This window comes from Acidiferrobacter sp. SPIII_3, assembly GCF_003184265.1.
Lineage (GTDB): Bacteria > Pseudomonadota > Gammaproteobacteria > Acidiferrobacterales > Acidiferrobacteraceae > Acidiferrobacter.
The window spans coordinates 1,077,556-1,101,693 of sequence record NZ_CP027663.1; the positions used below are offsets into that span (position 1 = coordinate 1,077,556).

General features: G+C 65.1%; 18 protein-coding genes and 2 pseudogenes. 12 read left to right on the forward strand and 8 right to left on the reverse strand.

Translation table 11 applies throughout. The annotated features are described in order from the left end of the window. Positions 1 to 3: 3 nt before the first annotated feature. The 5 genes from pheT (at position 4) to C4901_RS05625 (ending at position 4,636) form a co-directional block, all read left to right on the forward strand. Positions 4 to 2,367 carry a phenylalanine--tRNA ligase subunit beta gene (gene pheT, locus C4901_RS05605; protein ID WP_110136499.1) on the forward strand — a complete coding sequence of 788 codons (2,364 nt, stop codon included), beginning with the start codon at positions 4 to 6 and terminating at the stop codon, positions 2,365 to 2,367. Between the two features lie 30 nt (positions 2,368 to 2,397). Beyond that, the gene (locus C4901_RS05610; protein WP_065968885.1) at positions 2,398 to 2,697 is read left to right on the forward strand and encodes an integration host factor subunit alpha; all 300 of its coding nucleotides are present in this window, start codon (positions 2,398 to 2,400) and stop codon (positions 2,695 to 2,697) included. Beyond that, positions 2,678 to 3,046, forward strand: coding sequence for a MerR family transcriptional regulator (locus C4901_RS05615; protein WP_110136500.1), 369 nt, complete (start codon positions 2,678 to 2,680; stop codon positions 3,044 to 3,046). The genes C4901_RS05610 and C4901_RS05615 overlap by 20 nt, the downstream gene beginning before the upstream one ends. Before the next feature lie 20 nt (positions 3,047 to 3,066). Then, positions 3,067 to 3,930 (forward strand): sulfurtransferase, encoded by an 864-nt coding sequence (locus C4901_RS05620; RefSeq protein ID WP_110136501.1) that lies wholly within the window; start codon positions 3,067 to 3,069, stop codon positions 3,928 to 3,930. A gap of 79 nt (positions 3,931 to 4,009) precedes the next feature. Beyond that, entirely contained in the window at positions 4,010 to 4,636 is a 627-nt protein-coding gene (locus tag C4901_RS05625) for a glutathione S-transferase family protein (RefSeq protein ID WP_110138537.1), read from the forward strand. 12 nt (positions 4,637 to 4,648) lie between these two features. On the opposite strand, the gene C4901_RS05630 is transcribed toward C4901_RS05625, so the two are convergent. Both C4901_RS05630 and C4901_RS05635 read right to left on the reverse strand, forming a co-directional pair. After that, complete coding sequence (locus C4901_RS05630; RefSeq protein ID WP_110136502.1) at positions 4,649 to 5,134, reverse strand: hypothetical protein; 486 nt, start codon at positions 5,132 to 5,134, stop codon at positions 4,649 to 4,651. Between the two features lie 29 nt (positions 5,135 to 5,163). Next, entirely contained in the window at positions 5,164 to 6,504 is a 1,341-nt protein-coding gene (locus tag C4901_RS05635) for an ammonium transporter (RefSeq protein ID WP_110136503.1), read from the reverse strand. A gap of 432 nt (positions 6,505 to 6,936) precedes the next feature. Here C4901_RS05635 and galE point away from each other — a divergent pair, with 432 nt between their 5' ends. Then, positions 6,937 to 7,890, forward strand: a complete 954-nt coding sequence (gene galE, locus C4901_RS05640) for a UDP-glucose 4-epimerase GalE (RefSeq protein ID WP_370445967.1) — start codon at positions 6,937 to 6,939, stop codon at positions 7,888 to 7,890. A gap of 384 nt (positions 7,891 to 8,274) precedes the next feature. On the opposite strand, the gene C4901_RS05645 is transcribed toward galE, so the two are convergent. The 3 genes from C4901_RS05645 to C4901_RS05660 all read right to left on the reverse strand — a co-directional run bounded on the left by C4901_RS05645 (position 8,275) and on the right by C4901_RS05660 (position 16,314). Further along, entirely contained in the window at positions 8,275 to 10,647 is a 2,373-nt protein-coding gene (locus C4901_RS05645; protein ID WP_110136505.1) for a glycoside hydrolase family 15 protein, read from the reverse strand. Positions 10,648 to 11,422: 775 nt separating this feature from the next. Next, positions 11,423 to 14,674, reverse strand: coding sequence for a PAS domain S-box protein (locus C4901_RS05655; protein WP_110136507.1), 3,252 nt, complete (start codon positions 14,672 to 14,674; stop codon positions 11,423 to 11,425). Next, the gene (locus C4901_RS05660) at positions 14,668 to 16,314 is read right to left on the reverse strand and encodes a chemotaxis protein CheB (RefSeq protein ID WP_110136508.1); all 1,647 of its coding nucleotides are present in this window, start codon (positions 16,312 to 16,314) and stop codon (positions 14,668 to 14,670) included. Before C4901_RS05660 ends, C4901_RS05655 begins: the two co-directional genes overlap by 7 nt. A gap of 513 nt (positions 16,315 to 16,827) precedes the next feature. Between C4901_RS05660 and C4901_RS05665 the strand changes: the two genes are divergently transcribed. From C4901_RS05665 to C4901_RS19190, 6 genes and pseudogenes are all read left to right on the forward strand, one after another. Then, the gene (locus C4901_RS05665; RefSeq protein WP_205736210.1) at positions 16,828 to 17,937 is read left to right on the forward strand and encodes a Druantia anti-phage system protein DruA; all 1,110 of its coding nucleotides are present in this window, start codon (positions 16,828 to 16,830) and stop codon (positions 17,935 to 17,937) included. A gap of 38 nt (positions 17,938 to 17,975) precedes the next feature. Next, positions 17,976 to 18,170: a hypothetical protein gene (locus C4901_RS17235; RefSeq protein WP_145960631.1), complete on the forward strand. Its 195-nt coding sequence runs from the start codon at positions 17,976 to 17,978 to the stop codon at positions 18,168 to 18,170. A gap of 78 nt (positions 18,171 to 18,248) precedes the next feature. After that, positions 18,249 to 18,614: pseudogene (locus C4901_RS05675) on the forward strand (ISNCY family transposase); the annotation flags it as partial. 90 nt (positions 18,615 to 18,704) lie between these two features. Continuing rightward, positions 18,705 to 18,980, forward strand: a complete 276-nt coding sequence (locus C4901_RS05680) for a transposase (RefSeq protein ID WP_110136511.1) — start codon at positions 18,705 to 18,707, stop codon at positions 18,978 to 18,980. After that, entirely contained in the window at positions 18,977 to 19,315 is a 339-nt protein-coding gene (locus C4901_RS05685) for an IS3 family transposase (RefSeq protein ID WP_110136512.1), read from the forward strand. The genes C4901_RS05680 and C4901_RS05685 overlap by 4 nt, the downstream gene beginning before the upstream one ends. Before the next feature lie 46 nt (positions 19,316 to 19,361). Further along, positions 19,362 to 20,144 (forward strand): annotated as a pseudogene (locus C4901_RS19190) (transposase); the annotation flags it as partial. Between the two features lie 768 nt (positions 20,145 to 20,912). Here C4901_RS19190 and C4901_RS05710 read toward each other — a convergent pair. From C4901_RS05710 to pelF, 3 genes are all read right to left on the reverse strand, one after another. After that, a complete protein-coding gene (locus C4901_RS05710) occupies positions 20,913 to 22,196 on the reverse strand; it encodes an EAL domain-containing protein (protein WP_110136516.1) in 1,284 nt (427 codons plus the stop codon). A 143-nt stretch (positions 22,197 to 22,339) separates the two neighbouring features. Further along, positions 22,340 to 23,722: an exopolysaccharide Pel transporter PelG gene (gene pelG / locus C4901_RS05715; protein ID WP_110136517.1), complete on the reverse strand. Its 1,383-nt coding sequence runs from the start codon at positions 23,720 to 23,722 to the stop codon at positions 22,340 to 22,342. Between the two features lie 69 nt (positions 23,723 to 23,791). Beyond that, entirely contained in the window at positions 23,792 to 24,079 is a 288-nt protein-coding gene (gene pelF / locus C4901_RS18845; protein ID WP_205736211.1) for a GT4 family glycosyltransferase PelF, read from the reverse strand. Positions 24,080 to 24,138: the final 59 nt, after the last annotated feature.

A 24,138-nucleotide genomic window follows, 5' to 3' on the forward strand; every position in this document is an offset into this window, starting at 1 on the left:
GCCGTGCGTATCGCGAAACAGTGGCTGTTGGATTGGCTCGATACGCGCCTGCCCTTCGAGGACCTGGCGGCGGCATTGACGCGCGGCGGCTTCGAGGTCGAGGGCGCCGGGACCACCGGACCGGCCTTGCCGGGGGTGGTGGTGGGACACATCACGGCGATCACCGCCCACCCGCGCGCCGAGCGCCTGCGTATCTGTCAAGTCGATTGCGGCGGGGGTGAGACACGCACGGTCGTGTGCGGTGCGGCCAATGCGCGATTGGGGCTGAGGGCGCCGCTGGCGCTGCCCGGGGCTGTGCTCGGGGACCGTGTCATAGCCGAGGCCGAGCTGCGCGGGGTGCCTTCGCAGGGCATGTTGTGCTCGGGGGCGGAGTTGGGGCTTGCCGCCACCGAGGGCCTATGGGAACTGCCCGAGGACGCCCCGCCCGGGATGGCGCTCGCCGACTATTTCCGGTTCGCCGATCCCTATCTGGACGTGGCCGTGACCCCCAATCGCGGCGATTGCCTGAGCGTAAAGGGTGTGGCGCGCGAACTCGCGGCGCTGACCGGCGGGCGCTTTCGCGCGCCGCGGCCGCGTGCCTTGAAGGTAAGCGGCGTCACGCCGCGCGTGGCGGTTGAGGACAAGTCCCGCTGTCCGCGCTATTGCGCGCGCCTCATAAGCGGCCTGGCGCCCGACAAGGGCAGCCCCGGATGGCTCGTGGAGCGCCTGCGGGTATGCGGGGCGAGCGCACGCCATCCGGCGGTGGATGTCACCAACTACATCCTTTTCGACCTCGGTCAACCCCTGCATGCCTTCGATGCCGCGCTCGTGCGCGGCGCGGTGGTGGTGCGCGGCGCGCGCGCAGGCGAGGAGATCGCGCTGCTCGACGGCTCGACACGCCGACTCGAGGCCGAGGATCTCATCATCGCTGACGACGAGGGTCCGCTGGCGGTGGCCGGCGTCATGGGCGGCATGCGCGCGGCGGTCGGGCCGGCGACCCGTTCCGTACTGCTGGAGGCCGCGTATTTTCGTCCCGAGACGCTGTCGCGGACGGCCCGGCGCCTGGGACTTGCCACCGAGGCGGCGCTGCGCTTCGAGCGCGGTGTGGACCCGGAGTTGTGCGAGCTGGCGCTTGAGCGCGCCACCGCCTTGATCCTGAAGATCGCAGGTGGCGTCGCAAGCCCGGCGGCCGAGCATGGTGTTCCGGACCTCTGGCCGCGCTCGGAGCCGATCCGTCTGCGTCTGGAGCGCATCCGCCGGCTGCTCGGGGTGGGTGTGCCGCGCGCCCAGGTGGCGCGCCTCCTGAAGGGGCTTGGCATGACCGTCACGGCCTCGCACGGTGACCTGCTTGTAACCGCGCCCCGGTTTCGCTTCGATATCCGCGCCGAGGTCGATCTCGTGGAGGAGGTTGCGCGGCTCCTCGGATACGACGAGATTCCGGCGGTCGTGCTTCCCCAGGCCCCGGTATCGGCGCGGCCGCGGGCCCTCGGGCTGCGCCGCGCCGCCGATCTGCTCGTAGACCGCGACTACCACGAGGCCATGACCTTCAGTCTCGTGGACCCGGAGGAGCAGGCGCGTCTCGGCATCCCCGCGCAGGCCCTGCTGCGCAACCCCTTGGCGGCCCCCTGGTCGGCGCTGCGCGCAAGTCTGATCCCTGGACTGCTGGCCGCGGCCCTCCATAATCGCAGGCGCCAGCAGGGGCGCGTGCGGCTGTTCGAGATGGGGACGTGCTTTCGGGCTGCGGACTCCGGGACGGCGGTGGACGAGGAGCCGCGCCTGGCGGGCGTGGTCCTGGGGCCGGCGTGGCCGGAACAGTGGGGGGCGCCGGGGCGTCTTGTGGACTTCTTTGATGTCAAGGGTGACGTCGAGGTGTTGTGCGCGCTGGCCGGTGCGACACCAGGGGTGGGGACCGACGGCGCCCCGCCGTTTCTCCAGAAGGGGCTGGCCGCCACCCTCGGTCTGGGCGGCGAGACGATCGGATTCATGGGCGCGCTTGCCCCCGCGCATCGCGAGCGGCTCGGCTTCGAGGAACCGGTGTTCGTGTTCGAGATCCGGACCGCGCTCCTTGGGCAGCCGCTTGTGACGCGCGCGCAGGAGCCCCCGCGTTTCCCGTCGGTACGCCGCGATCTCGCCGTGGTCGTGTCCGCCAACTTGCCCGCCGGTGCCCTCCTGGAGACCGTTCGCGTGAACGCCGGGCCGCTTTTGCAAGGCCTGGTCCTGTTTGATGTGTATCAGGGCGAAGGCCTTGATTTAGGAAAGAAAAGCCTGGCGCTGGGCTTGACCTTGCAAGACTTCTCGCGCACTCTTACAGATGAGGTGGTCGACGGCCTTGTGGCACAGGTCCTGGCGGCCCTGAAGGCGGCCCATGGGGCCGAACTCCGACAATAACAAAAAGCAGTCACGTCAAGGGAAGGAACCATGGCACTGACAAAGGCGGACCTCGCCGAGGCGTTGTTCCGGGAGCTTGGGCTGAATAAGCGCGAGGCCAAGGACTTTGTCGAGCTCTTTTTCGAGAAGATCTGCGAGACCCTGGGCCAGGGCGAGACGGTCAAGCTGTCGGGCTTTGGCAATTTCGATATCCGCCGCAAGGGTCGGCGGCCGGGACGCAACCCCAAGACCGGCGAGGAGATCCCGATCGCCGAGCGGCGCGTCGTAACATTTCGCGCCAGTCATAAGCTGAAGGAACGGGTCGACGGCCATGCTCGATCCGGGGGATAACAGCGAACTCCCCGCGATTCCGGGGAAGCGTTACTTCACCATCAGTGAGGTGAGTGAGCTCTGTCGCGTCAAGCCGCACGTGCTGCGCTATTGGGAGCAGGAGTTCCCGAAGTTGCGGTCGGTCAAGCGGCGCGGCAACCGTCGCTATTATCAGCATCATGACGTCCTGCTGATCCGTGAAATCCGCCATCTCCTCTACATCGAGGGCTTCACCATCAGTGGCGCGCGCAACCGTTTGATGCATGACAGCGAGCCGCCCGCCGAGATCCGTGCCCAGGCCCTGGCGTTGGTGGCAGAAGGACTCGAAGAGGTGCGCCGGCTTTTGACATCCGAGGCCAGTGCTCCCTAGAATGGCCACGGAGGCGACGCATGTCCCGATATCGCGAAATTGTCACGCCGGCCGTCGTGGCCACCCATGTCGATGACCCGTCATGGGTCGTTCTTGACTGCCGATTCACCCTGAGCGCCCCCGAGGATGGGGCCTTGGCCTATGCCGAAGGGCATCTGCCGGGGGCGCGTTACGCCGACCTGGAGCGTGATCTGTCGGGGCCCCGCGACGGCCGTTCGGGCCGCCATCCCTTGCCAGGGCCGGCGGCGTTTGCCGAGACCTTGCGGGCCTGGGGGGTGGGCCCCGGGACGCAGGTGGTGGCCTACGACGAGGGCAGTTCCGTCTACGCAAGCCGCCTGTGGTGGCTCATGCGCGGCTGGTGGGGGCATGAGGCCGTGGCGGTCCTCGATGGCGGCCTGACCGCATGGATCGCCGAGGGGCGGCCGCTTACGACCGAGGTCCCCAAGGTCTCCCCGGGCGCGCCCTATCCCCGGCCATCGCGGGCCGAGGGGGCGTGGCTCGATACCGGCGCTGTCGAGGCGGTGGTCTCCGGCGCCGACGCGCGTCTGCTGGTCGACGCACGCGGCGCGCCACGCTTCCGGGGCACGACCGAGCCGCTCGATCCAGTGGCCGGACATATCCCCGGGGCGCGCAATCGCCCGTTCGAGGGCAACCTGCGTCCGGACCGCACCTTTCGGCCACCGGCGGAATTACGTTCCGAGTTCCTGGCCTTGCTCGACGGGCGTCCGGCCGGCGACATCGTGCATTACTGCGGTTCCGGGGTGTCGGCCTGCCACAATATCCTGGCCATGGCGGTGGCGGGCTTCGGGGTCACGACCCTGTATCCGGGGTCGTGGAGCGCGTGGGTGAGCGATGCGCGCCGCCCGGTGGCGACCGGGGACTGATCAGAAGGCCCGGTTCGGTACGAACGGGGGGGTTCGGGCGCAAGGCGCGCCTTGGGGATCCCGTCAAGCGGGGATGACGATGAAGCTCTATGATCTCGAACGGTCCGGGAATTGTTACAAGATCCGGCTGCTGTTGGCCTTTCTCGGGCAGGCCTATGAGCGTGTGCCGGTGGCCTTAGACGAGGGCGCGCAACGCGCCGCCGAGTTTCTGCGTTTAAGCCCCCGTGGCCAGATCCCGGTGCTGGTGACGGATGAGGGCACGGCGATCTGGGATTCCACCGCCATCCTCGTGTATCTCGCGCGGCGTTACGGTAAGGAGCAGTGGCTCCCGGGAGACCCGTTGTCCATGGCGCGCGTCATGCAGTGGCTGGCGCTTGAGCAAAATGAGGGACGCTACGGGACGGCGCGGGCGCGCGTCATCGGTTTGGGCCTCAAGGGGGCCCTTGGCCAGACCGGGACCCTGGACGAGTCGCGGCGCCTGGCCGAGATCGCCTTTGCGACCCTCGAAGGACGTCTAACGGATCATGCCTGGCTGGCGGCCGACCACCCGACGATCGCCGATATCGCCTGCTATCCCTACACCGCGCTCTATCCGGAAAGCGGCCTTGCGCTCGATGGTTATCCCGCAATCCACGCCTGGTTTGCGCGTCTTGAGGCTTGGCCGGGTTATGTTCCCGTGCCACGCCGGCCGGCCGCCGCCGGTTGATGGCAGGCCGCCTCAGGGAGGGTCGGGGCGGTCCGCGGGCGGGGGTTCGCGGGGTGGTCTCGGGGGCTTTGGCAGCAGGCCTGCGGCAATGAGCTGTTCCTTCGAGATCGACCAGGTCGCGAGCATGGCCACGGTGGCGTTCAGGATCTGGGCGTCGACATAGGCGCGGTGCGTGCGGTAATGGGCCAGGTCACGGCGCAAGGCCCGTATCCGGGTGATGAGTGGCGGCAGGGCCAGGATGAGCCGCCCCGAGAGCAGAAGATAGCCGAAGCCTTCGGTCACGAGCCGCGCAGGCATACCTAAGGGTGCGGTCAGGCGCCACAGCGCAAAGGCCCCGAGAAAGACGAGCCCCAGCTCGCCTGCGGCCATTACGCCTTCACGCAGCCAGAAGCGATGACACCATTCGCGGGTACCCGGGAAATCGGCGGCGATGGTGACGCGGCAGCGGTGGAACTGGTAGCGGATGTAGCGGGTACCGGCATCGGGGCGGCGGCGCATGTTATGGCCTCCGCCCCGTGCCGCATACGTCAATCCCCGAGTACGGGTCTGCGCTCGCCGTCTCCCTGGAGCGCATAGGCCTCCTCGCCATGGGCCGCGTCGTCACCGACCAGCAGGTCTTCGTCACTCATCCGCAGCGGTATGAAAAGGCTGATGACCTTCAGGATGATGACGGTGGCCACTACGTTCCAGGCGATGATGAAGCCCGCCCCGATGAGCTGCAGGACCACCTGGTGGAAGTCGCCATAGGCCCAGCCCGTGTAGCTTACGCCCGGTGCGGCCTTGCCGGTACCGACCCATTCGAGCATGTGCGGATCGGCGAGTATTCCGGTCAGTATGCCGCCCAGGAGGCCGGCCACGGCGTGCGTGTGAAACACGCCGAGGGTGTCATCGACCTTGCGCATGAAGGCCTTTTTGCCGAGCCAGTTCATGCTCACCCACGGGATGATGCCGGCGCAGACGCCGATGATGATCGCCCCCCAGCCGTTCACATAGCCGGCCGCCGGGGTGATCGCCACGAGCCCCGAGATCATGCCGTTGACCGCACCCAGGACGGAGGGCTTTTTGAAGAAGGTGGTATCGAAGATCGTCCAGGTGAGCAGCGCCACGGCGGTCGCGATATTGGTGTTAAGGATCGCGGCGGCGGCATCGGCATTGGCGAAGTAGGGGTCGCCACCGTTGAAGCCGTCCCAGCCGAGCCACAGGATGCCGGCACCCGCCAAGGTCACGAGCACGCTGTTGGGCAGGAACGACTCCCGGTCGCGCTGCAGGCGCGGGCCGATCATGGCGGCGGCCGTGAATCCCGAGACGCCAGCGGCGAGATGGATGACGTAGCCGCCGGAGAAGTCGGCCACGCCCATGCTACCGAGCCAGCCGCCACCCCACAGGCTGAAGGCACCGACCGTATAGACGACCGTAAGCCATATCGGCACGAACACCATCCAGGCGCGGAAGTTCATGCGTCCGAGTAGTGATCCGGCGAGGATGATCACGGTGATGGCGGCGAATACGAACTGAAAGAACACCATGGTCGCCATCGGAAAGGCGAGCCCCGGCATGCCGGATGCCGCCGCCGGTATCGTCGCCCGGCCCTCCTCTAGGGCCGACGAGATGATGGGCCCCGGGTGACCGAGGAAGGTCGTGAGTTCGGGGCCGAAGCTCATGTTATAGGCCCACAGCACCCAGGCAACGAGCACCGCCGCGAAGGCATAGAGCGCCATGAACGCGGAGTTCACCGCCCATTTCTTCTTGACGATCCCCCCGTAGAGTATGACAAGGCCCGGGACACTTTGAAGACCGACAATGGTGGCGGCGGTCAATTGCCACGCATTGTCGCCGGCGTTCAGCCAGCTCGGTGCAGGTATCAGCATAATTCCCCCAATTTGTGAAATGCGACCGGACCAAGGCAAGATCCGTGCCCACGGCCGAGTGGGCCCGCGCGCCCCTCAAAGGAGGGGCTTATGTTGAGTTTGCAGGGAAAAATTATCGGGGTGCCCCGACCATCTGCCCCCATGTGGGGCATTTAGCCTGGGCTTATGCCCGTTTTCGGGGCGTGATCCGCATGGGGTCGCCGCTATCCCTGGGGGGTGCCGGCATGGGCACGGGCCGTGCCCATGGTCTGGCGCCAACGGACGTCCAGGCGCCGCGTCAGGTCGGTGCACTCGGGCATCGCGTCTGCTTGTCGTACGCGGCGCGCTCCCCTACGATGCCTGGGATGCGATTTTCAGAGAACAGGGGGTGGCGTGAAGGTTCTGGTGACCGGGGGTACGGGTTATATCGGTTCACATACGACCGTAAGCCTCATGGAGGCCGGTCATGACGTGGTTTTATGGGACAATCTGTCGAACAGCCGTGCGGCGGTAGTGACGCGCATCGGCGCGATCGTCGGCGCGCGTCCGGTGTTCGTCTCCGGCGATGTGCGCGACGCCGCGGCCCTCGACCGGCTTTTGGGCGAGCAGACCTTCGACGCGGTCATCCATTTTGCGGGTCTCAAGGCGGTCGGGGAATCGGTGCATAAGCCGCTCCTCTATTATGAAAACAACGTCCAGGGGACGATCACGTTGTTGCGTGCCCTGGATCGGGCTGGGGTGCGGACCTTTGTGTTCTCGTCGTCGGCCACGGTCTATGGCGACCCGGCGCGTGTCCCCATACGCGAGGACTTCCCGCGCGCCGCCACCAATGCCTATGGCCGCTCGAAGATCATGATCGAGGACGTGCTCGCCGATCTCGCGACCGCCGATCCCCGCTGGCGGATCGCGCGCCTGCGCTACTTCAATCCCGTGGGGGCCCATGAGAGCGGACTTCTGGGCGAGGATCCCCAGGATATCCCCAACAACCTCATGCCCTATATCTGCCAGGTCGCGGTCGGCCGCCGGGAGGCGCTGCGGATCTTCGGGGGCGACTATGAGACCGCGGATGGCACCGGGGTGCGCGACTACATCCACGTCGCGGATCTGGCCTCGGGGCATGTCGCGGCCCTGCGCTACCTGCACGCCCACCCGGGCCTGCTCACGGTGAATCTTGGCACCGGCCGCGGTTACTCGGTGCTGGAGATGGTGGAGGCCTTCGGCCGGGCCTGTGGGCGGCCCATACCCTATGAGGTGGTGGCGCGCCGGCCGGGGGACGTGGCCCAATGTTATGCTGATCCGTCGGCCGCCCACGAGCTTCTCCAATGGCGCGCCACCTGCGATCTCGACGCCATGTGCCGGGACGCCTGGCGCTGGCAGAAGCGTAATCCCGCGGGTTACGAAGAGTAACCCGCGCCGGGATGCGCCGCGCCGTGCGCCAGGACGGTTTCAAGGCCAAGCGGCGGTAGCGCGCCGGGGATCGCCGTACCCGCAACCCCCGGTTGCGCCCCTGATGCCATAGGGACACGCCTAGGGCGGTGTCCCGGGGGTCGAGGATGCGGCCGCGTCCGTTGCACTTCACCATAGGTGCGTGTGGACCCGCAAGCGTGCGTTCGCTCTTGGTGCGCGCGATGGGAGACCCCGGTCGCCCTAGATCATAGGACCTGCCCGTTGCGCCCTCGACATGGCCGACTGAGCCGGCGCTCCCGCGGACCCCGCACCCCGCCACGTTCCATGGTGCATAGCGGCGAAAGCGGCGAGGACCCCGGCGAGCCGCCTCCCCATTCGCGTGCTTTACCGGATGACGATATGGCCATCCGCGTAGACCTCGGGACCCTGCGCCTCGATGTGCAGCTGGAGGCTCTTGGCGCCCCGCAGGGCCGAGGCGGGCACGATCGCGACAAAGGCAAGGCCCCAATCCTCGGCCTGCATGACGTGGGTCTTTTGGCCGCCGTCAATGCCCCAGCGTACGTTAAATGGGGTGGCGAGGACGCAGCGTAGTTCATGCCCGGCCTCGATTTCGGCCGGCCGGTGGTGCCATTGCCAGATCGCATAATCCAGGACCGGCCGTTTCCCGCCATAACGGGCCCAAGTATGGACCGGGCGATCCACGGGGTAGCCCAGGAGCGAGCTATGGCAGAGCTTGATGAACTCGGCATGTGCCCAGACAAGCGGCATCGCCGAGCCCGTGGGTTCCCCCGGCATGAGCCCCTGATCCGGCAAGGGGTCCGCGTCCCAGACCTGCTCTGGCAAGAGCCCGCCCGAACCCGTCATGGCGGTCATCGCCTCGATGTAGGGTGTCGGGTCCTCGCCCGCGAGGAGCGCGTAGTGACCCCGCTCGCCGGTGAGCAGCGGCCAGGCGCGCCCTATGCCCTTGCCATCCTGGGAGCTGGTCACGAACGGACTGCCATCGAACGGACTGCCATCCGTGTGTTCGCCGTAGTCGTCGCCGTTATAGCGGCACCAGGCCGGGCCGTTGGGGGTATCGCGCCGCAAAAGGCCGTCGGCGACCGCGAGCGAGGAGCGGATGCACGGATCATGGGCATCGCGCAGGCCAAAGCGCACGAGTTGCAGAAAATCCGTGGACACCTGCAGGCAGGCGGCCCGCAGCGTGTCCGAGGCGCCCTCTGCCGGTGCGATCGCCTGCTGATCGTGGGTGTTGCCATCGAGGACCTCGGCCGGCGCCATGCGCACGTAGTGGCCTTTGGTCCCGAATCGGCGCGCAAGCTCGGTATCCTCCGCGTACAGCCACGCCTCGAGGCGCGCGTTCCAGTAATCGGCGAACATCCATGCGCATGCGCGCGCCCGGTCATCGAGGCATTCGGCGCCCTCGACGAGGGCTGCGATCACGATCGCCATGGTGAAGGCGTTGATGCCCGGGTCACGTTCCCAACGGTCCTGCGAGGTGACAGGCCCGGTGTGGATCAGAAAGCGCAAGGCACGAAACACCATGTCCTGCACCAGGATGTCATCGAGCGCGTTTTCGGCCTTGAGGGCGCCGGCGAGGAGCACGGGAAAGCCGGTCTCGTCGAGCTGAATGTCGGACCAGAAGGGTTGGCCGCCGAGCCACTGATTCTGCAGCCAGTGCCCATCCGCCTGCTGGGTGCTGATGAGATAGGAAAGGATTTGACAGGCCTCCTTCTTGGCGCCAAAGGCGAGGAAGGCGCCGGCGGTTTCCACGAGATCCCGCGACCACACGAGGTGATAGCCCCCGAGCGTCGCGCTGGTCTCGCCCCACGGCACGGACAGGCTCGCCACCAGCGCCCCGGGGAAGCTCCGGTCCTCGTGGACCTTGAGGACCGTCGCCGAGCGCGTGTAAAGCGCCTTGCTCTCGGCTGTGAGCGCGTGCGCAAGATCCTCGGGCGGCATGCGCGTGCCGTGCCAGGCCTGCCACTCGGCGGCATGCGCCCGCAGGCAGCGCGAGAAGCCTTGCGTGAGCGACGACCAAGCGTTGGTGGCCGCGGCCTCCTTGCTGCTCGAAAGGCCGACGGCCAGGGTCCCTTGGCGCGGGAGCGCGCCGCCCAGGCTCACCTCCCCGGGGCCTGCCTCATTGTAGTCCCAGGTCATGCGACCGTGGAGGTGGAAGTCCTGCCACAGATCGCTCGCGCCGACCTCGCCCACGCAGCAGGGCGCGAGCAGGGCGCGACCCTCGGGGTCGCGGCAGGCGATGGCGAGCCCGAACGGGCTTTGCTCCGCCCACAAGACCGGACGACCCTGCCATTGCGCCACCCACGCCTTGTTGGCATGCGCGTCGGTGCCCAAGCGCGCGACGCACAGGACATAGGCGGTGAGGTCGTCATCGCCTTCGAGGGCGAAGTCGAGGAGCAGCGTGTCGCGGTCCGGATCTGGACAGACGCGAAAACGGAAATCGAAACGGTCGTGGGTGTGGCGAACATAGGGTACAGGGATGCGGTCGTCCTCTGTGTGCAGTTCGGGATGGGCCGAGGCCTTGAGTTCGCGCCAAAAGCCCTTGCCGTCGGCTATGAGGAATCCGAGTTCGCGGATCTGCGGGACATCGACGTGCGGGTAGAAGATTTCGGTCACGATGCCGCGGCCCATGGTGAACCATAACTTGCTGCGACCCAAAGCGGTGCCGACGCTGTCCTTCTTGGCCGTAGCCCACATCGCGGGCGCCCGTGGCGCGGGCGGTGCTCGCCTTTCATCCATTCGCTTATCCTCCGAGGTCATGTCCGTAGGGACCACGCATCCCGCGACCCGTGCGGCGGGCGCGGAGCGAGGCCTGTCGTTGGGCACGCGCACCAGGACGTACAGGGTTACGCGGGCCCTTGGTTCTCGCAGGCGAGGTCCGGTGTCAGCCCGAGTGGCCGGGAATCGGCATCAGCCCCGGTATCACCGTGCAAGCGATCTTGCGGCCTGTGGCGCACGCACACGCACCCCAGGTTGTAAGCAAATGGCTTTTCAGGGACGAGCACGAACATGGTCTTGGTCGCCTTGCTGCGGCACAGTGTCGCGTTCAGTACGCGGACCGGTCGCCGTCGGAACCCGCGGCAGCCCTGTCGGCCCCAGCCGGGCAAGTCCGGCACAATCGCTGTCCACCGCGGGTTGTCGCGTCGAAAAGCGTAACACCTCAAAGCGAACACCTCAAAGTGTAACCCCTCTATAGGCTCCGCCTCGGGGATCACGGCGTGTCCGTTCTCATGGACCGCGACCGGGTCGGCGCGGCCATCGCGCATGTCGGCCAGACGATGGTTCTTGTCTGTGCCGACAGCGTCCAGCAGCCAGTCGCTGCGGCGGTTTGGCGCGAAACGCGGAGGGCCGCTTTTCGGGAGATTCTCTGATGATTTTCTCCACGCGCAAGGTGCGGATTGTTAACCCCGATAGGTCCCGGATGCCGGCCTTATATCGTAAGGCGCAGATCTTGTCACGCGCGAGGCGCCTTGCGCGAGCTGCTCCTGCGAACGCGTCACGGGGTGGTGAATCGTCAGGTCCGCAAGGGGGGGCTGTGGTCGTCGTCGCGCCCGCCAAACAAGGAGACCGCCGTGCGCAGATCTTCGACTCGATAGGGCTTGGTGATGCAACCGCAAAATCCGTAGGCCTTGAAATCCGCCATGATGGGATCGTTGGAGTAGCCGCTCGAGACGATGGCGCGCACCGCGGGATCGATCGCCAGCAGCGCCTGCATCGTCTCTCGGCCGCCCATGCCGCCGGGAACGGTGAGATCGAGGATCACGCCGTCATAGGGATGCCCCTGTTCCCGTGCGGCGCGATAGTGCGCGAGGGCCTGTTGCCCATTGGCCACCGCTTCGACCTGGTAGCCGAAGCCTGCCAGGGCCTTGTCCGCAAATCGACGGATCGCCGGTTCATCGTCCATAAAAAGGATCTTGCCGGTGCCCTGCGGTAGCATCCGGCGCTTGTCGGGCGGCGGGGGCATTGCGTTCCCGGAGGCCGGCAGGTACAGGCAGAAGGTGGCCCCTTGTCCAGGTTCCGATTGGACGGTCATGTGGCCGCGGTGTTTCTTCATGATGGCATAGGATGTGGCAAGACCAAGCCCCGTGCCTTTGGGTTTGGTGGTAAAGAAGGGATCGAACACCTTGCCTAAATGGGCCGCGGGGATGCCCTCACCCTGATCCGTAATCGCCGTCCGTACATAGTCGCCGACAAGAGGTAGTCCGTTATCGGGGCCCAGGGTCACGTTGTCCGCGACCACGCGGATGGTCCCGCCTTGCGGCATCGCCTGTTGCGCGTTCAGGATCAGGTTATTGATGACCTGACTCAATTGGCCTTCATCGGCCTCCACCGGCCACAGATCCGCTGCAATAGAGGAGATGACCTGGATATTCGAGCCGCGCACGACGAAGGCCAGCCATTCCTTCAATACATTTCCCAGTGAGAGCGTGTTTTCGATCGGCGTGCCGCCGTGCGCAAAAATGAGCAGTTGCTGGGCGAGGTCACGGGCCCGCATACCGGCCCCTTCGGCCGCTATCAGGCTCTTGAACGTCTCGCTGCGGGGCTCCAGCGAGAGGCGCGCGAGCCCGATGTTACCAATGATCGCGGTCAACAGGTTATTGAAATCATGGGCAATGCCGCCGGCCAGGATGCCGATGGACTCAAGCTTGCTCGATTTCGAGAGCTCCAGATCGATCTGTTCGCGCTCGGTCACATCGATGCACGAGCCGATATATCCGGTGAGGTTTCCTTCCCACATGAGCGGGATACCGACGTCGAGAACGAGGCGATACTCACCGTTGTGCTGGCGGAGGCGGTACTTGAGCTCAAAGCGCTTCCTGTCCGCAAACGCCTGCGCATAGTGCTTAAGGCAGCGCGCACGGTCCTCGGGATGGATGGCGGCCCGCCAATGGTCATCTTTCGCGTGATCGTCACCCCCGCTGATAAATGTCTGCCAGCCGGAGTTGAAATAAGTGAGCTGATTGTCGGGGTTGCGCATCCAGATCATGACCGGGACACTATCGGCGATGGCATGGAAGCGGGCCTCGCTCGCGCGCAACGCCTCGCTTGCTTCTGCGCGGCGCGTCACATCGCGGATATTGCATTGAATGACCCCCTTGCCGTCTTCTTCGTAGAGATTGCTGATGCACTCGGTGACGCGCCGCTGGCCGTCCTTGGCTTTCAGCGGCACGTTGTCGAAGCGGGCGTATCCTGCGGTGCGCAGTTGCGCCAGCATCGCGTCGCGCGACGACGCGTCAGGGAAGAGGTCGATGTGAGAGATCTCGCGGCCCACGAGTTCGGCGTGCGACTGGCCCAATAACTGCGTCATATAGGGATTGGCGTCGGCGATGTGCCCGCTGTCGGCATCGAGGATCAATATGCCGTCCTGCGCCGCCTCGAACAGGCGCCGGTACCGGACCTCCGAACGCCGTATCGCCTCGCGCGAGGCCAGTTGTTCCGTGACATCCTCGATGGACAGGACGAACATGTCGGGGGCGCCGTCGCTCTCGTCCAGGCGCCGGGCATTGAGGCGCATGGTCCGGCGCCCCAGTACCGGAAAGGTATGGATCACCTCAAAGTCCTCGAGCGTGCGGTCGCGTGGCAGGATCTCCAAGAGCAGGGTGTGCAATTCGGCGATGTCCCACGCCCCGTTACTCAATTCCCAGATCGAGCGCCCTTCGACCTCGGCTGCAGACAACTGGAAGGTCTTGTAGAAGGCGTCGTTGGCCGCGCGTACACGCAGCGTGCCGTCCAGCGTCAGGAGTGGCACGCGCGCCGTGCGCAGCATGGCCTGGGCATACGCCAGCGCCCGTTCCGCCTCCAGCATGCTGCGCTTCAAGGCGTCTATGCTTACCAGCACCACGACCGCCCCATCGATCTTCCGGTCGAATGTCAGGTAGGGTTGAATGCGCAACAGGTACCAGCGTCCATCTCGATCCCGGACCTCGCGCTCATGCGTGGCGACGGTATCAATCACCATGGCGGCGAGGCCCTCAAGGCCCGGGCAGTCGAGGCGATGATTGATCCCGCCAATCGACTGGCCGATATCGGTGACGGCGAGGTTAAAGAGTCGCGCGGCGAGCGGCGTAAAGCTCCGGAGGCGCAGGTCGCGGGCCAGCACCAGCATGGGGAGATTGACGCTCGCCTGGAGGTTGCTTAAGTCGTCATTCAAGCGGCCTAATTCCGCGTTGCGGTGGACCAGCTCGGTATTGATGGTGATCAGCTCCTCGTTCGCCGAGTCGACTTCTTCCTGCGAGGTCTCCAGCTGTTCATTGGTGCTTTGCAGCTCCTCGTTCGCCGACTGTGTTTCCTCATTGCTCGCCTGGAGTTCCTCATTCGCGGCCTCATACTGGTCTTGAAGGGCTTCCATATAGTCACGCGCCTCGGCGAGTTCGCGCTCGCAGCGCTGCGCGCGCCGTAGCATCGCCTTGGGATCCTTGGCCGTGGAATGGGGCGGCTCCGCCTCCCGAGTGATCGTCGTATGCCGGCGGGATGCCTCCAGGGGTTCAAACAAGATCAGATAGTGGCGTTCCTTGAGATTCCTTAAGGGGATGATCTCGATCGTGACGCCAGGCAAGCCCGGCCCGTCATCGTTCGTCGGCGGGCGGCGCTTGCGGACCACGCTCTCACTCTTCATGGCCTTCGCGAGGGCGGCGCGCAATGGGGCCTGCACATCCGCGTGGGCCATGTGCAGCACGTTAAAGTTTGCCTTGTGGCTCGGGGGTTCAAGATAGGGACTCGTCGAACCCCGAAACTGGAGGATGTCGCCATCGGCGTTGATCAGCACGCCAGGCGGCGCAAAGCGCTTGACCGTGACCCGATCGGCCTCGCGTTGGGCATTGAGCCCGGATGGCGCGTCCGTCCGGGGGGGGGTCGCTGGGCGGGGGGCCCCGAGGCGAGCCGCCGCTGCGTGATTGCGGGAAGAACCAGCCGGGATCCGACGCTGGTCTTTTTGGTGTAGATCTTGCGTTTCTTGTCGAGCGTCTGGAAGAGCTCCGCGGCCGCGCCCATCGATTCGGATGTCCCAAGGAGCAGAAAGCCCTCGGGCTTCAGGGCGTAGTGGAGGGTCGTCAACAGCGGTTTCTGGATGGTGGGTTCCAGATAGATCAGCACATTGCGACAGCTGATGAGATTCATGCGCGCGAACGGTGGGTCGCTTAAGAGGTTGTGGCGCGCGAACACGATCTGCCCTCGCAGATCTTTGCGAATGCGATAGCCGCCTTCCTCTTCCACGAAAAAGCGTCGCAGCCGTTCGGATCCGACCTCCTGCGCCAGGCCCTCCGGATAGAGCCCGGCGCGCGCCGTGTCGATGCGGCTGGCGCTCAAGTCGGTCGCAAAGATCTGGAGAGCGCGCGCAGTACCCCCGGCCTGTTCGCTGAACTCGGTGACCGCCATGGCCAGAGAGTAGGCCTCCTGGCCCGTGGAGCAGGCGGGGACCCAGATACGCAGCGGGTCTTTGCGTCCGGAGGCGAAAAGCGCCGGAAAGACGGTCTGCTTTAAGGCCTCGAAGACCTCGGGATCGCGGAAGAATCGCGTGACGCCGATCAGCATGTCGGCCGTGAGCCGCTCGAGCTCCGGGACATTGCCGCGCAGCAGTCGCGCATAGTCGGCCGTCTGGGTCATACCGTGTAAGGCCATGCGCCGGCTGATGCGGCGTTCGATGGTGACGGATTTGTAGAGCGAGAAATCCACATCGGAGTGCTTGCGAACGAGGACATAGATCGCGCCGAGGTCTTGGGTCTCGGAGGGGTCCGCTGGCGTCTTCGCGCTTTCGCTTACGGGCGGCGTCGCGACGGGTCGCTCATGCGCGACGTAGGGATGGCTTGCGATACGCGCCAGTTCCTCGGCGATTTCCTTTGGGGCCAGCACCAGATCGACGCAGCCGGCCGCGACCGCGCTGTGCGGCATCGAGCGAAAGGCGGCGGAATCGTCCTGCGCGAGCGTGATGCCGCCCTGGGCCTTGATGGCCTCCAGGCCGATGGTCCCGTCGGAGGCGTTGCCGGAGAGCACGATGCCGATGGCCCGTTCCTGGCGATCCCGCGCCAAGGACTCCAAGAAGATGTCGATGGTGCGCGCCACTCCCGGCGTGGCATCGCGTGTCTCTAACACCAATACGCCGCGGGCGATCCGTAGGCAGGTATTGGGGGTGATGACGTAGATGTGATTGGGCAAGACGCGTTGTCTATGCCTGGCCTCGTGGACCGGCATGGGGGTCGTCGCCGACAGCAGGTGGACTAATGCGCTGGGGTGCGCGGGGGCCAGGTGTTGCACGAGCACAAAGCCCATACCGGTGTCCGCCGGGAGATGGGAGAGGAGTTGGGTGAACGCCTCAAGCCCGCCGGCCGAAGCCCCTATGCCTACAATCGGAAAGCGCGGACCGGCACGGCGTGCCGTGGAGGCCTTTACGGGCGTTTTCTGAGTTGTCATGGCCGAAACTCTTTATGGGCGGGCCGGATCTGGCCTACGCAGGAACGGATGGGCAGCGGGACAAGGTGAGACTAAAGCGCTTGTCCGGAAACGGGGCCTTATAGCCATAGGCGAAGCTCGAAGCGTCAGAGCGCCTTAGTCTTGCCTCCACGGACAAGAAAACCGTGGGGTGCGGGCCCTTCCGACCTGTCCGACACTTATGTCAATGTAACGATGACGCTACCGGAATATCAGAAAGTCGTCAAGGATAGCACGGTCCCGTCAAAGTCACGCGCTCACGCAGCGCCTCGATCACTGAACGCCTGAGGCGAGCGCAGTCGATGGGGTGGGCGGCCCGAAACGGCGGGGGGACCGCTTTTTTGGGAGAGTTTCTCCCAAAAAGGCGAGAACGAGGCGAACGCCTGCGGCGGGGGAACCCCCAGGGCGAATTTGTCCTCAGAAGATTCCCGTCCCTATAGAACAACTTAACCTCGGTCACTGGACAAGCCTGCAGCGCTGCGGCATCATGGGCGTATGGAAGCACCCCCGATTTTCGACGGCCAGGCCCTTTCAGAACTGGTGGTCCGGCCCGTCACGCGTGGCGAAGGGCCGCGTTATCGGGAGCAGATGGCCCGTCATCATTACCTTGGCGATCTCCCGAAGCTCGGCGAGACCCTTTGGTATGTCGCCACGTGGCGCGGGCAATGGCTGGCGCAGCTCACGCTATCGGCGGCTGCACTCAAGTGCGGCGTGCGCGATCGCTGGATCGGCTGGGATTTCCGCAGCCAGTATGACCGCCTGAAGCTCATCGCCAACAACAGCCGCTTCCTGATCCTTCCGCAAGGCCGCTTCCCGAATGTCGGTTCGCGTGTGCTCGGCCTGCTTGAACGGCGGGTCGCCGCCGACTGGCAACGGCATTTCGGCCATTCGTTGCTGCTGCTGGAAACCTTCGTCGATCCCCGCCGCTTTCATGGCGGCGTCTACCGAGCCGCCAACTGGCTGGCACTGGGTAAGACGCGCGGCTATCGGCGAACGCGCACAGGCTACAGCGACGAGGCCGAGGCGCCGAAGTGGGTGTTCGTGCGCCCGCTGCACCGCCGCGCCACCGCCTTGCTCATCCATCCCGACCGCGACCGGCTGGGCCTCACCGGGACCCCGAAGATGCAACTCAACGCCCACCAAATGCGCTCCCTTCCCCTGTGTTTTGCCGCCATTCCCGATCCGCGCCGAGCCCAAGGGCGTCGGCACCGCCTGCCGGTGGTGCTGGCACTGGCCGCTGGCGCGACGCTCTGCGGCTTGCGTGGCTACAAGGCGATGGCCGAATGGGCCGCCGATCTGGGGCAGGCCGCCCGGGCGCGCTTCGGCTGTCGGCGCAGGCGCATGAACGGGAAGGACCATCATTACGAGGTACCCAGCGAATTCGTCATCCGGGACTGCCTCGTCCGGATCGATGCGGGCGCCCTGGACGCCGCGCTCGCATCGTGGCAAAAGGCCTGGGGCCTCATCGACGAGGCGCTGGCCATCGACGGCAAGACGATGAAGGGCGCCATTGACGACGAGGGCCGGCAGGCACACATCATGAGCGTCGTCGGACACGAGTCCGAACACTGCTACGCCCAAAAAAAGTCGGTACCCTGCCTGTAGCCGGGGCCGACGAACACAAGCAGACCAACGAAATCGGCATGGCCATCCCGCTGCTTGCGGGATGCGAACTCGCCGGCCGGGACATCACCGCCGATGCGCTGCTGACGCAACGCGCATTGGCTGAACACATCGTCCGGCAAGGAGCACACTACCACTTCACGGTCAAGGGCAACCAGCCGGCGCCAGCAGTTCTAAATGTAGGAATGATTGTCAATACCGGGTCACGGCCATGAACCGGTATGTCCGGGGGCTGGACAAAAGTTACGGTTCACGGTATAAAGCGCTGGGTCATAATATTCAGCGAGCAGAGCTTGGCTTTTCCGTTAGTTGGGAGCCCCCTTGATTTTAAGGGATTAGTGGCCTCCCTCAGGGAGTTGATGCAGCGGTTCCCGGACAAGCGGACGGGAAAGAACTGCGTCTACGCCATGGAAGACGCGGCCTTGGCGGCCTTTGCCGTGTTCACTATGCAAAGCCCTTCGTTTCTAGCCTATCAGAGGACGATGAAACAGACCAAAGGCCAGAGCAACGCGCACACGCTCTTTGGCATGAACCTGATCCCGACTGACAACTGCATCCGCAACCTGCTGGACCCGGTGGCGCCCAGTCATGTCACCCCCCTATTCGAACAGACATTCGAGGCACTGAACGCGGGCGGCCATATTGACCCTTTTCGCGTTTCTCTCTCCTCAGAAGTGGACCCCAATTCTTGGACACTAGCTTAGGTGGATATCTGCCCTTACAGTAACGCAACAAGGAGCAGAAATCCTATGAGCAAGACACGACGCAATCACGCCCCGCAGTTCAAGGCCAAGGTGGCCCTTGAGGCCCTGGCCGGGGAAAAGACCATCCACGAGATCGCCGCCAAACATCAGGTCCACCCGAACCAGGTGACCCAGTGGCGCCGGCAGCTCATCGACCAGGCGGCGGAGGTCTTCGGCAAGCCCGCGGGCAAGACGCCCGCCGACGATCGCGAGGCCTTGCTCGCCAAGATCGGGGAGCTTACGGTCCAGAACGATTTTTTTGCACGAGTGCTCGGCAAATGACCACGGCTGAGAGACTCCAACGGGTCGAACGTGAGCATCCGGTGGTGCCGATCACGCGCCAATGCGCGTGGCTTGGCGTGCCCCGATCGAGCGTGTATTACCAGGGCAAACCCGCGGTCTCCGACGACGACCTGGCGCTCATGAAGCGGCTCGATGCCCTCCACACCCAGCACCCGTTCCTGGGCTCCCGGCGCCTGAGGGACCGGCTGGAGCGCGATGGCGTGTTTGTGAACCGCAAGCACATCCAGCGGCTCATGCGGGTCATGGGGATCGAGACCCTGTACCCGAAGCGCAAGACCAGTGCGCGAGGTCCGGGTCATCGCATCTATCCCTGATGGCGTGTTTGTGAACCGCAAGCACATCCAGCGGCTCATGCGGGTCATGGGGATCGAGACCCTGTACCCGAAGCGCAAGACCAGTGCGCGAGGTCCGGGTCATCGCATCTATCCCTATCTTTTGCGAGGTTTGGCCATCACCCGCCCCAATCAGGTCTGGTGTTCGGACACGACCTACATCCCCACGGCCCGCGGCTTTTGTTATCTGGTCGCCATCATGGACTGGGCCACCCGGGCGGTGCTCTCCTGGCGGCTTGCCACCACCTTGGAGGCCGACTCCTGCGTCGAGGCCCTGGAGGAGGCCGGGCCACCCGGGCGGTGCTCTCCTGGCGGCTTGCCACCACCTTGGAGGCCGACTCCTGCGTCGAGGCCCTGGAGGAGGCCCTAGAGCGCTTTGGGGCCCCGCAGATCTTCAACACCGACCAGGGGTCGCAATTCACCTCCGAGGCCTTCACAGACGTCCTGAAGGCCCACACGATCGATATCAGCATGGATGGCAAGGGCTGCTGGCGCGACAACGTGTTCGTCGAGCGGCTGTGGCGAGGGGTCGCAATTCACCTCCGAGGCCTTCACAGACGTCCTGAAGGCCCACACGATCGATATCAGCATGGATGGCAAGGGCTGCTGGCGCGACAACGTGTTCGTCGAGCGGCTGTGGCGCTCCGTCAAATACGAGGAGGTGTATCTCAAGGCCTATGAGTCCATACCCGAGGCGCGGGCCTCTCTTGCTAAATACTTTCATTTCTACAATAATGAGAGACGTCATCAAGCACTGGATCGGCAGACACCGTGGCAGGCTTACACAGCGTCCTGGGATCTAGCCGCTTGACCAACCCGGCAGATAATCCACTTAAGGATCGGGAGATTCTGTCCAGGGGTTGGGGTCCACCTCTGTCCCACTCGGCGCGTTCGCCCGGACGGATCAGGCGCACGCGCACGTGCGACACATCCACCCCCCCATCTTGGCCCGGATCGTTCATGCCCTCCGTTATAGCAGAGGCGAGCCCCAAAAGCCAGCGGATTCGGATGCCCTTCGCCTCATCAAGGACTTGGGGAGGTGAATGACGGGGCCCTGTCAAGGATAGACCTCTTGCAACATGAGTCTGAAGGCGGATCGGGCTTTGTTCGTAAGAGGGGAGATGCAGACCCTTATGAACCTCGATAACTGACCTCCATTGATCAGCTTGCGGACTTTTTGTCCGGCACCCAGACGACGACCGCTTGGGTGCCGGCCTGCCCGAGCGGTCGTGACGAATGGGCGCAAAAGCCTCATCCGACCCCGATATCCCGCCCTCGCCCGAATCCATAAGGGGATTGTGATCCACGCCCCCATGAAGGTCGGCTGCGTCTCCCGGCGGATCCCTCGATGGCTCGCCCCGGCCGCGCGGGGCCATCAGAGCATGCCGCCATCCTGGTTACGCTTGGCTCATGTCGGGTTCACGGCGCGGTCATTGCGACGCCCATCGGCTCCGATGCCATTGAGTCCACGGCCGCCGCATGAAGGTCTGGTGCCGTGCCCACGAGTGTCTCCCCTGACGCACTACGGGCCGGGATGCCGGGCGCGGCCCAAGCGTAATCCCGAGGACTGCAGGGCGTATCAAGGCGCGGTGCCGACGGCATCGGGGCGCAGGTCGCAACATAAGACCCGCATGGTGCCGGCCATGTCGTAGGAGCACGCCCAGGTCACGCACAGGGTGGCATCGGGAATGGAGAAATAGGGGCGCGTCAGTTGCGGTTCGCCCGGGTGCGCGCTGGCGCGGCGGAAATAGGGACGCGAGAACCAGTCGGCACCCGCGGTGTCGGCGAGTGGGACGTAGCGGGGATCGGTGTCGGTGGCGCGCGGGCGCGGAATGTAGGGCGGCCCGGCCTGCCGCCCGTCGGCGTCGAGGATATAGGCGCGCAGCAGGCGCGGCTCGCCGCCGAGCGCGGCACGGGCCTCGGCCCACGGGGTGCCGGTCGCGAGCCGGCGGATGACGGCCACGAAGACCTCGTCCAGGCGATCGCAAGGTGCGGGTGGCGTCGCCAGATGCCGACGGATACGGGCATGCAGGGCCGGGAGCCCGTCGGGCTCATGGGTGGCGGGCGTCGGCTGCGGTTCACCGAACGCAAAGCCTTGGATCAGGTCGACGTTGCTGTCGACGGCGATCAGGGCCTGATCTTCGGTCTCGACGCCCTCCATGATGACGAGCGCCCCGATCTCGTGCAGGAGCGCCACCAAGTGCGGGAGGAGATTGCGTACCCGGCGATGGTCGAGGGCCTGGCGGATCAGCGAGCGGTCGAGTTTCACGAACTCCGGCGACAGGTGCCAGAGACGATCGAAATTCGAATGGCCGGATCCGAAGTCGTCTATGGCGGTCAAGCATCCACGGCTCCGGAAATACGCGACGGCCTCGGTCAGGCGCGTGGAGCGGGCTATGGCGCCCTCGAGGATCTCGATCACGAGCCTGTGTCCTTCGATCCCGAAATGGCGCAGCAGGCGACCGACGAAGGGACTGTGGTCGTTACGCGCGTTGATGGAACGTACATCGACATTCAGGAAAAGCCAGGTCGATTGTGGCGCGCTCCGCAGATAGTTCTGGATATGGAGGAATCGGCTCAAGCGGTCGATATGGATGACCTCGTGCGTCGAGCGCAGGGCGGCGAACACCGCAAGCGGCGAGACCGGGCCGCCGTTTCGGCGCCGCGCGCGCAACAGCGCCTCGTGGGCGACCGGCCGGCGGTGGGCGACACTGACGATGGGCTGAAAGGCGCTGCCTAGTATGAGGTCGTGGTGGCGGGCGACATAGCCCTCGCCCTCCCGCGCGATCAGGGCCTCAAGGGCCGCGAGTTCCGATCGCAGGAGGTCGTCTGCGTCATTGGCAAGACCGAGGCCTGGCATCATCCCGTCCCATCATCGTCTGTGATCCGTGACCCCATGGGCGCGTGCCCGACAGGTACCCGCTGAGGAACATACGGTCACTATCCTTTCCTTGTATGACTCGATCATGACGCGGCGAATCCTTGCCGCGCGTGTCTTTGGCGTGGCTAATGGGTCCAGGGCTGCAGCATGAAGGTCTGGTATTCGACGGCCTCCATGTCGCGATCGAGCCACACCAGACCTAGGAGCACCGAGATGAGCAGCGACAGCGAGAAGCCATACCCGTAGAAATAAAGGCCAAGGTGGGTGCTCAGGATCGAGAGCCCGAGGTTTAGTACCAGAAAGGTCGCCGTGAGCCCCACCACGCGCGCGCGGCGGTCGAGGTAGAAGAAGATGTTGAGTATGCCCATGAGCGCCACCTGCAGGCTCGCGCCCACCACATCGATCTTGAAAAGTGGCACATAGAGGAGCGAGATGCCAAGGGCCCTCAGGACCGCGGGCCCGACCACGAACGCCAGAATAGTGGTAAGCGACTGGAGCTTGATGATGTCGAAGATGCCGGTCTTGGCGCTCGTCACCATGCCGTTGCGCATATTACGGATATACGAGAGGCTCGTGCCCTCGCGCACGCCTTCGTAGAAGCGGTCGTAGTAGTCGACGAAATCGGTCTCGACACGCATGAGAAATACCGCCATGCCGGGAATGATGGCGAGATAGGCGAGAAAGATCGGGAGGTCGTATATGGCCGATGCGCGCAGCGGGCCGATCACGGGCTGGCTGGTGTCGGGCGTGAACCAGAACACGAATTTGTCGGCCCATATCGCCGCGTTATAGAAAAATCCACAGGCGAGCAGCGAGGGATACATGCGCCCGGGCCTCAGGAAATCGAAGGCCAAAAAATTCGGCGACGGGTAGTCGCGGTAGACGGAGGCAAGAAGCCCGGCAAACAGCAGGCACTGACCCAGCAGAAAGGCAAACAACAGACCGACAAGGCCGTAGGGGCGCATCATGAGCCCCATGCCGAGCGTGGCGCCATAGGCGATGACAAAGCTCGCCACGATGGCGCGGTAATGCTTGAGACCGGTGAGCATGACCGCCACCACCCATATGCCGGTGAGCAGGCTAAAGAGCGCGGTCATGAGCAGCCGATAGACAAGCCCCGTCCCGGAGAACAAAAAGAGCGTGGCGAACGCCGCCAATGCGAAGGCGCTGCCCATGGCCACCACCAAAAGGCCGTTCAGGTTGGGCAGGACACGATCGTGCTCGCGATCGAAGATCCGGTCGGCGACATAACGCGTGAAGGCGAGTTGCCAGATGCCACAGAAAATGAGGCTGGTCGCGATCAGGTAGGTGACCGAGGTCTGGAACTCGCTTATGAGGCGCGGGGGGAAGACGTGGTTTGCGCTGAGGAAGCCCAGAAATATGACACCCAGGATGGAAACGACCCATGGGCCCGCGCCTATGATGCCGGCGTAGGAGTAGGCGCGCACAATGCCAAGATAGTCGTTGTGGCGCATGAGCTTGCGCAACGCGAAACCTATGCCTGCCATGAGCGGGCCTCCTCATGGTGACAGCGGTGCGTGGCGGCAAGGGCGGCCTGCGGGCCGTAATGGGGTGTGTCAGGCATCCTGGGCCTCTTGATAAAGCGTGCGATACCGTTGATACATGTGCACGTCGGTGTAGTGGGTCTCGACGCGGGCTATGGCGGTGGCCTGCGCGGCACGCCAGCGCGTGGTGTCGGTGAGCAGGGCGGTGGCGGCGTGCGCCAGGCCCTGCGGGTCGGCGATGCCGATGATGTCCCCGGCCGCCCCCAGGTCGTCGTGTTCGCCGCCGAATATCAGACGGCGACAGGCGCCGACGTCGGTGCATACCGCCGGGACGCCGGCGGCGAAGCCCTCCAGGAGCACGAGCGGAAGTCCCTCGCTGATCGAGGCTCAAGACCAGCAGATGGACCTGCGGCAGGATG

Bases quoted from the DNA above. Each gene is read 5' to 3' on its own strand.
- galE (WP_370445967.1), top strand. From the start codon at position 6,937: ATGGAGGCCGGTCATGACGTGGTTTTATGGGACAATCTGTCGAACAGC.
- C4901_RS05660 (WP_110136508.1), bottom strand. From the start codon at position 16,314: ATGACAACTCAGAAAACGCCCGTAAAGGCCTCCACGGCACGCCGTGCC.
- C4901_RS05635 (WP_110136503.1), bottom strand. From the start codon at position 6,504: ATGCTGATACCTGCACCGAGCTGGCTGAACGCCGGCGACAATGCGTGG.
- C4901_RS05625 (WP_110138537.1), top strand. From the start codon at position 4,010: ATGAAGCTCTATGATCTCGAACGGTCCGGGAATTGTTACAAGATCCGG.
- C4901_RS05610 (WP_065968885.1), top strand. From the start codon at position 2,398: ATGGCACTGACAAAGGCGGACCTCGCCGAGGCGTTGTTCCGGGAGCTT.
- C4901_RS05685 (WP_110136512.1), top strand. From the start codon at position 18,977: ATGACCACGGCTGAGAGACTCCAACGGGTCGAACGTGAGCATCCGGTG.
- C4901_RS05710 (WP_110136516.1), bottom strand. From the start codon at position 22,196: ATGATGCCAGGCCTCGGTCTTGCCAATGACGCAGACGACCTCCTGCGA.
- C4901_RS05645 (WP_110136505.1), bottom strand. From the start codon at position 10,647: ATGGATGAAAGGCGAGCACCGCCCGCGCCACGGGCGCCCGCGATGTGG.
- C4901_RS05615 (WP_110136500.1), top strand. From the start codon at position 2,678: ATGCTCGATCCGGGGGATAACAGCGAACTCCCCGCGATTCCGGGGAAG.
- pelG (WP_110136517.1), bottom strand. From the start codon at position 23,722: ATGGCAGGCATAGGTTTCGCGTTGCGCAAGCTCATGCGCCACAACGAC.
- C4901_RS05680 (WP_110136511.1), top strand. From the start codon at position 18,705: ATGAGCAAGACACGACGCAATCACGCCCCGCAGTTCAAGGCCAAGGTG.
- C4901_RS05665 (WP_205736210.1), top strand. From the start codon at position 16,828: ATGGAAGCACCCCCGATTTTCGACGGCCAGGCCCTTTCAGAACTGGTG.
- C4901_RS05630 (WP_110136502.1), bottom strand. From the start codon at position 5,134: ATGCGCCGCCGCCCCGATGCCGGTACCCGCTACATCCGCTACCAGTTC.
- C4901_RS17235 (WP_145960631.1), top strand. From the start codon at position 17,976: ATGGCCATCCCGCTGCTTGCGGGATGCGAACTCGCCGGCCGGGACATC.
- C4901_RS05620 (WP_110136501.1), top strand. From the start codon at position 3,067: ATGTCCCGATATCGCGAAATTGTCACGCCGGCCGTCGTGGCCACCCAT.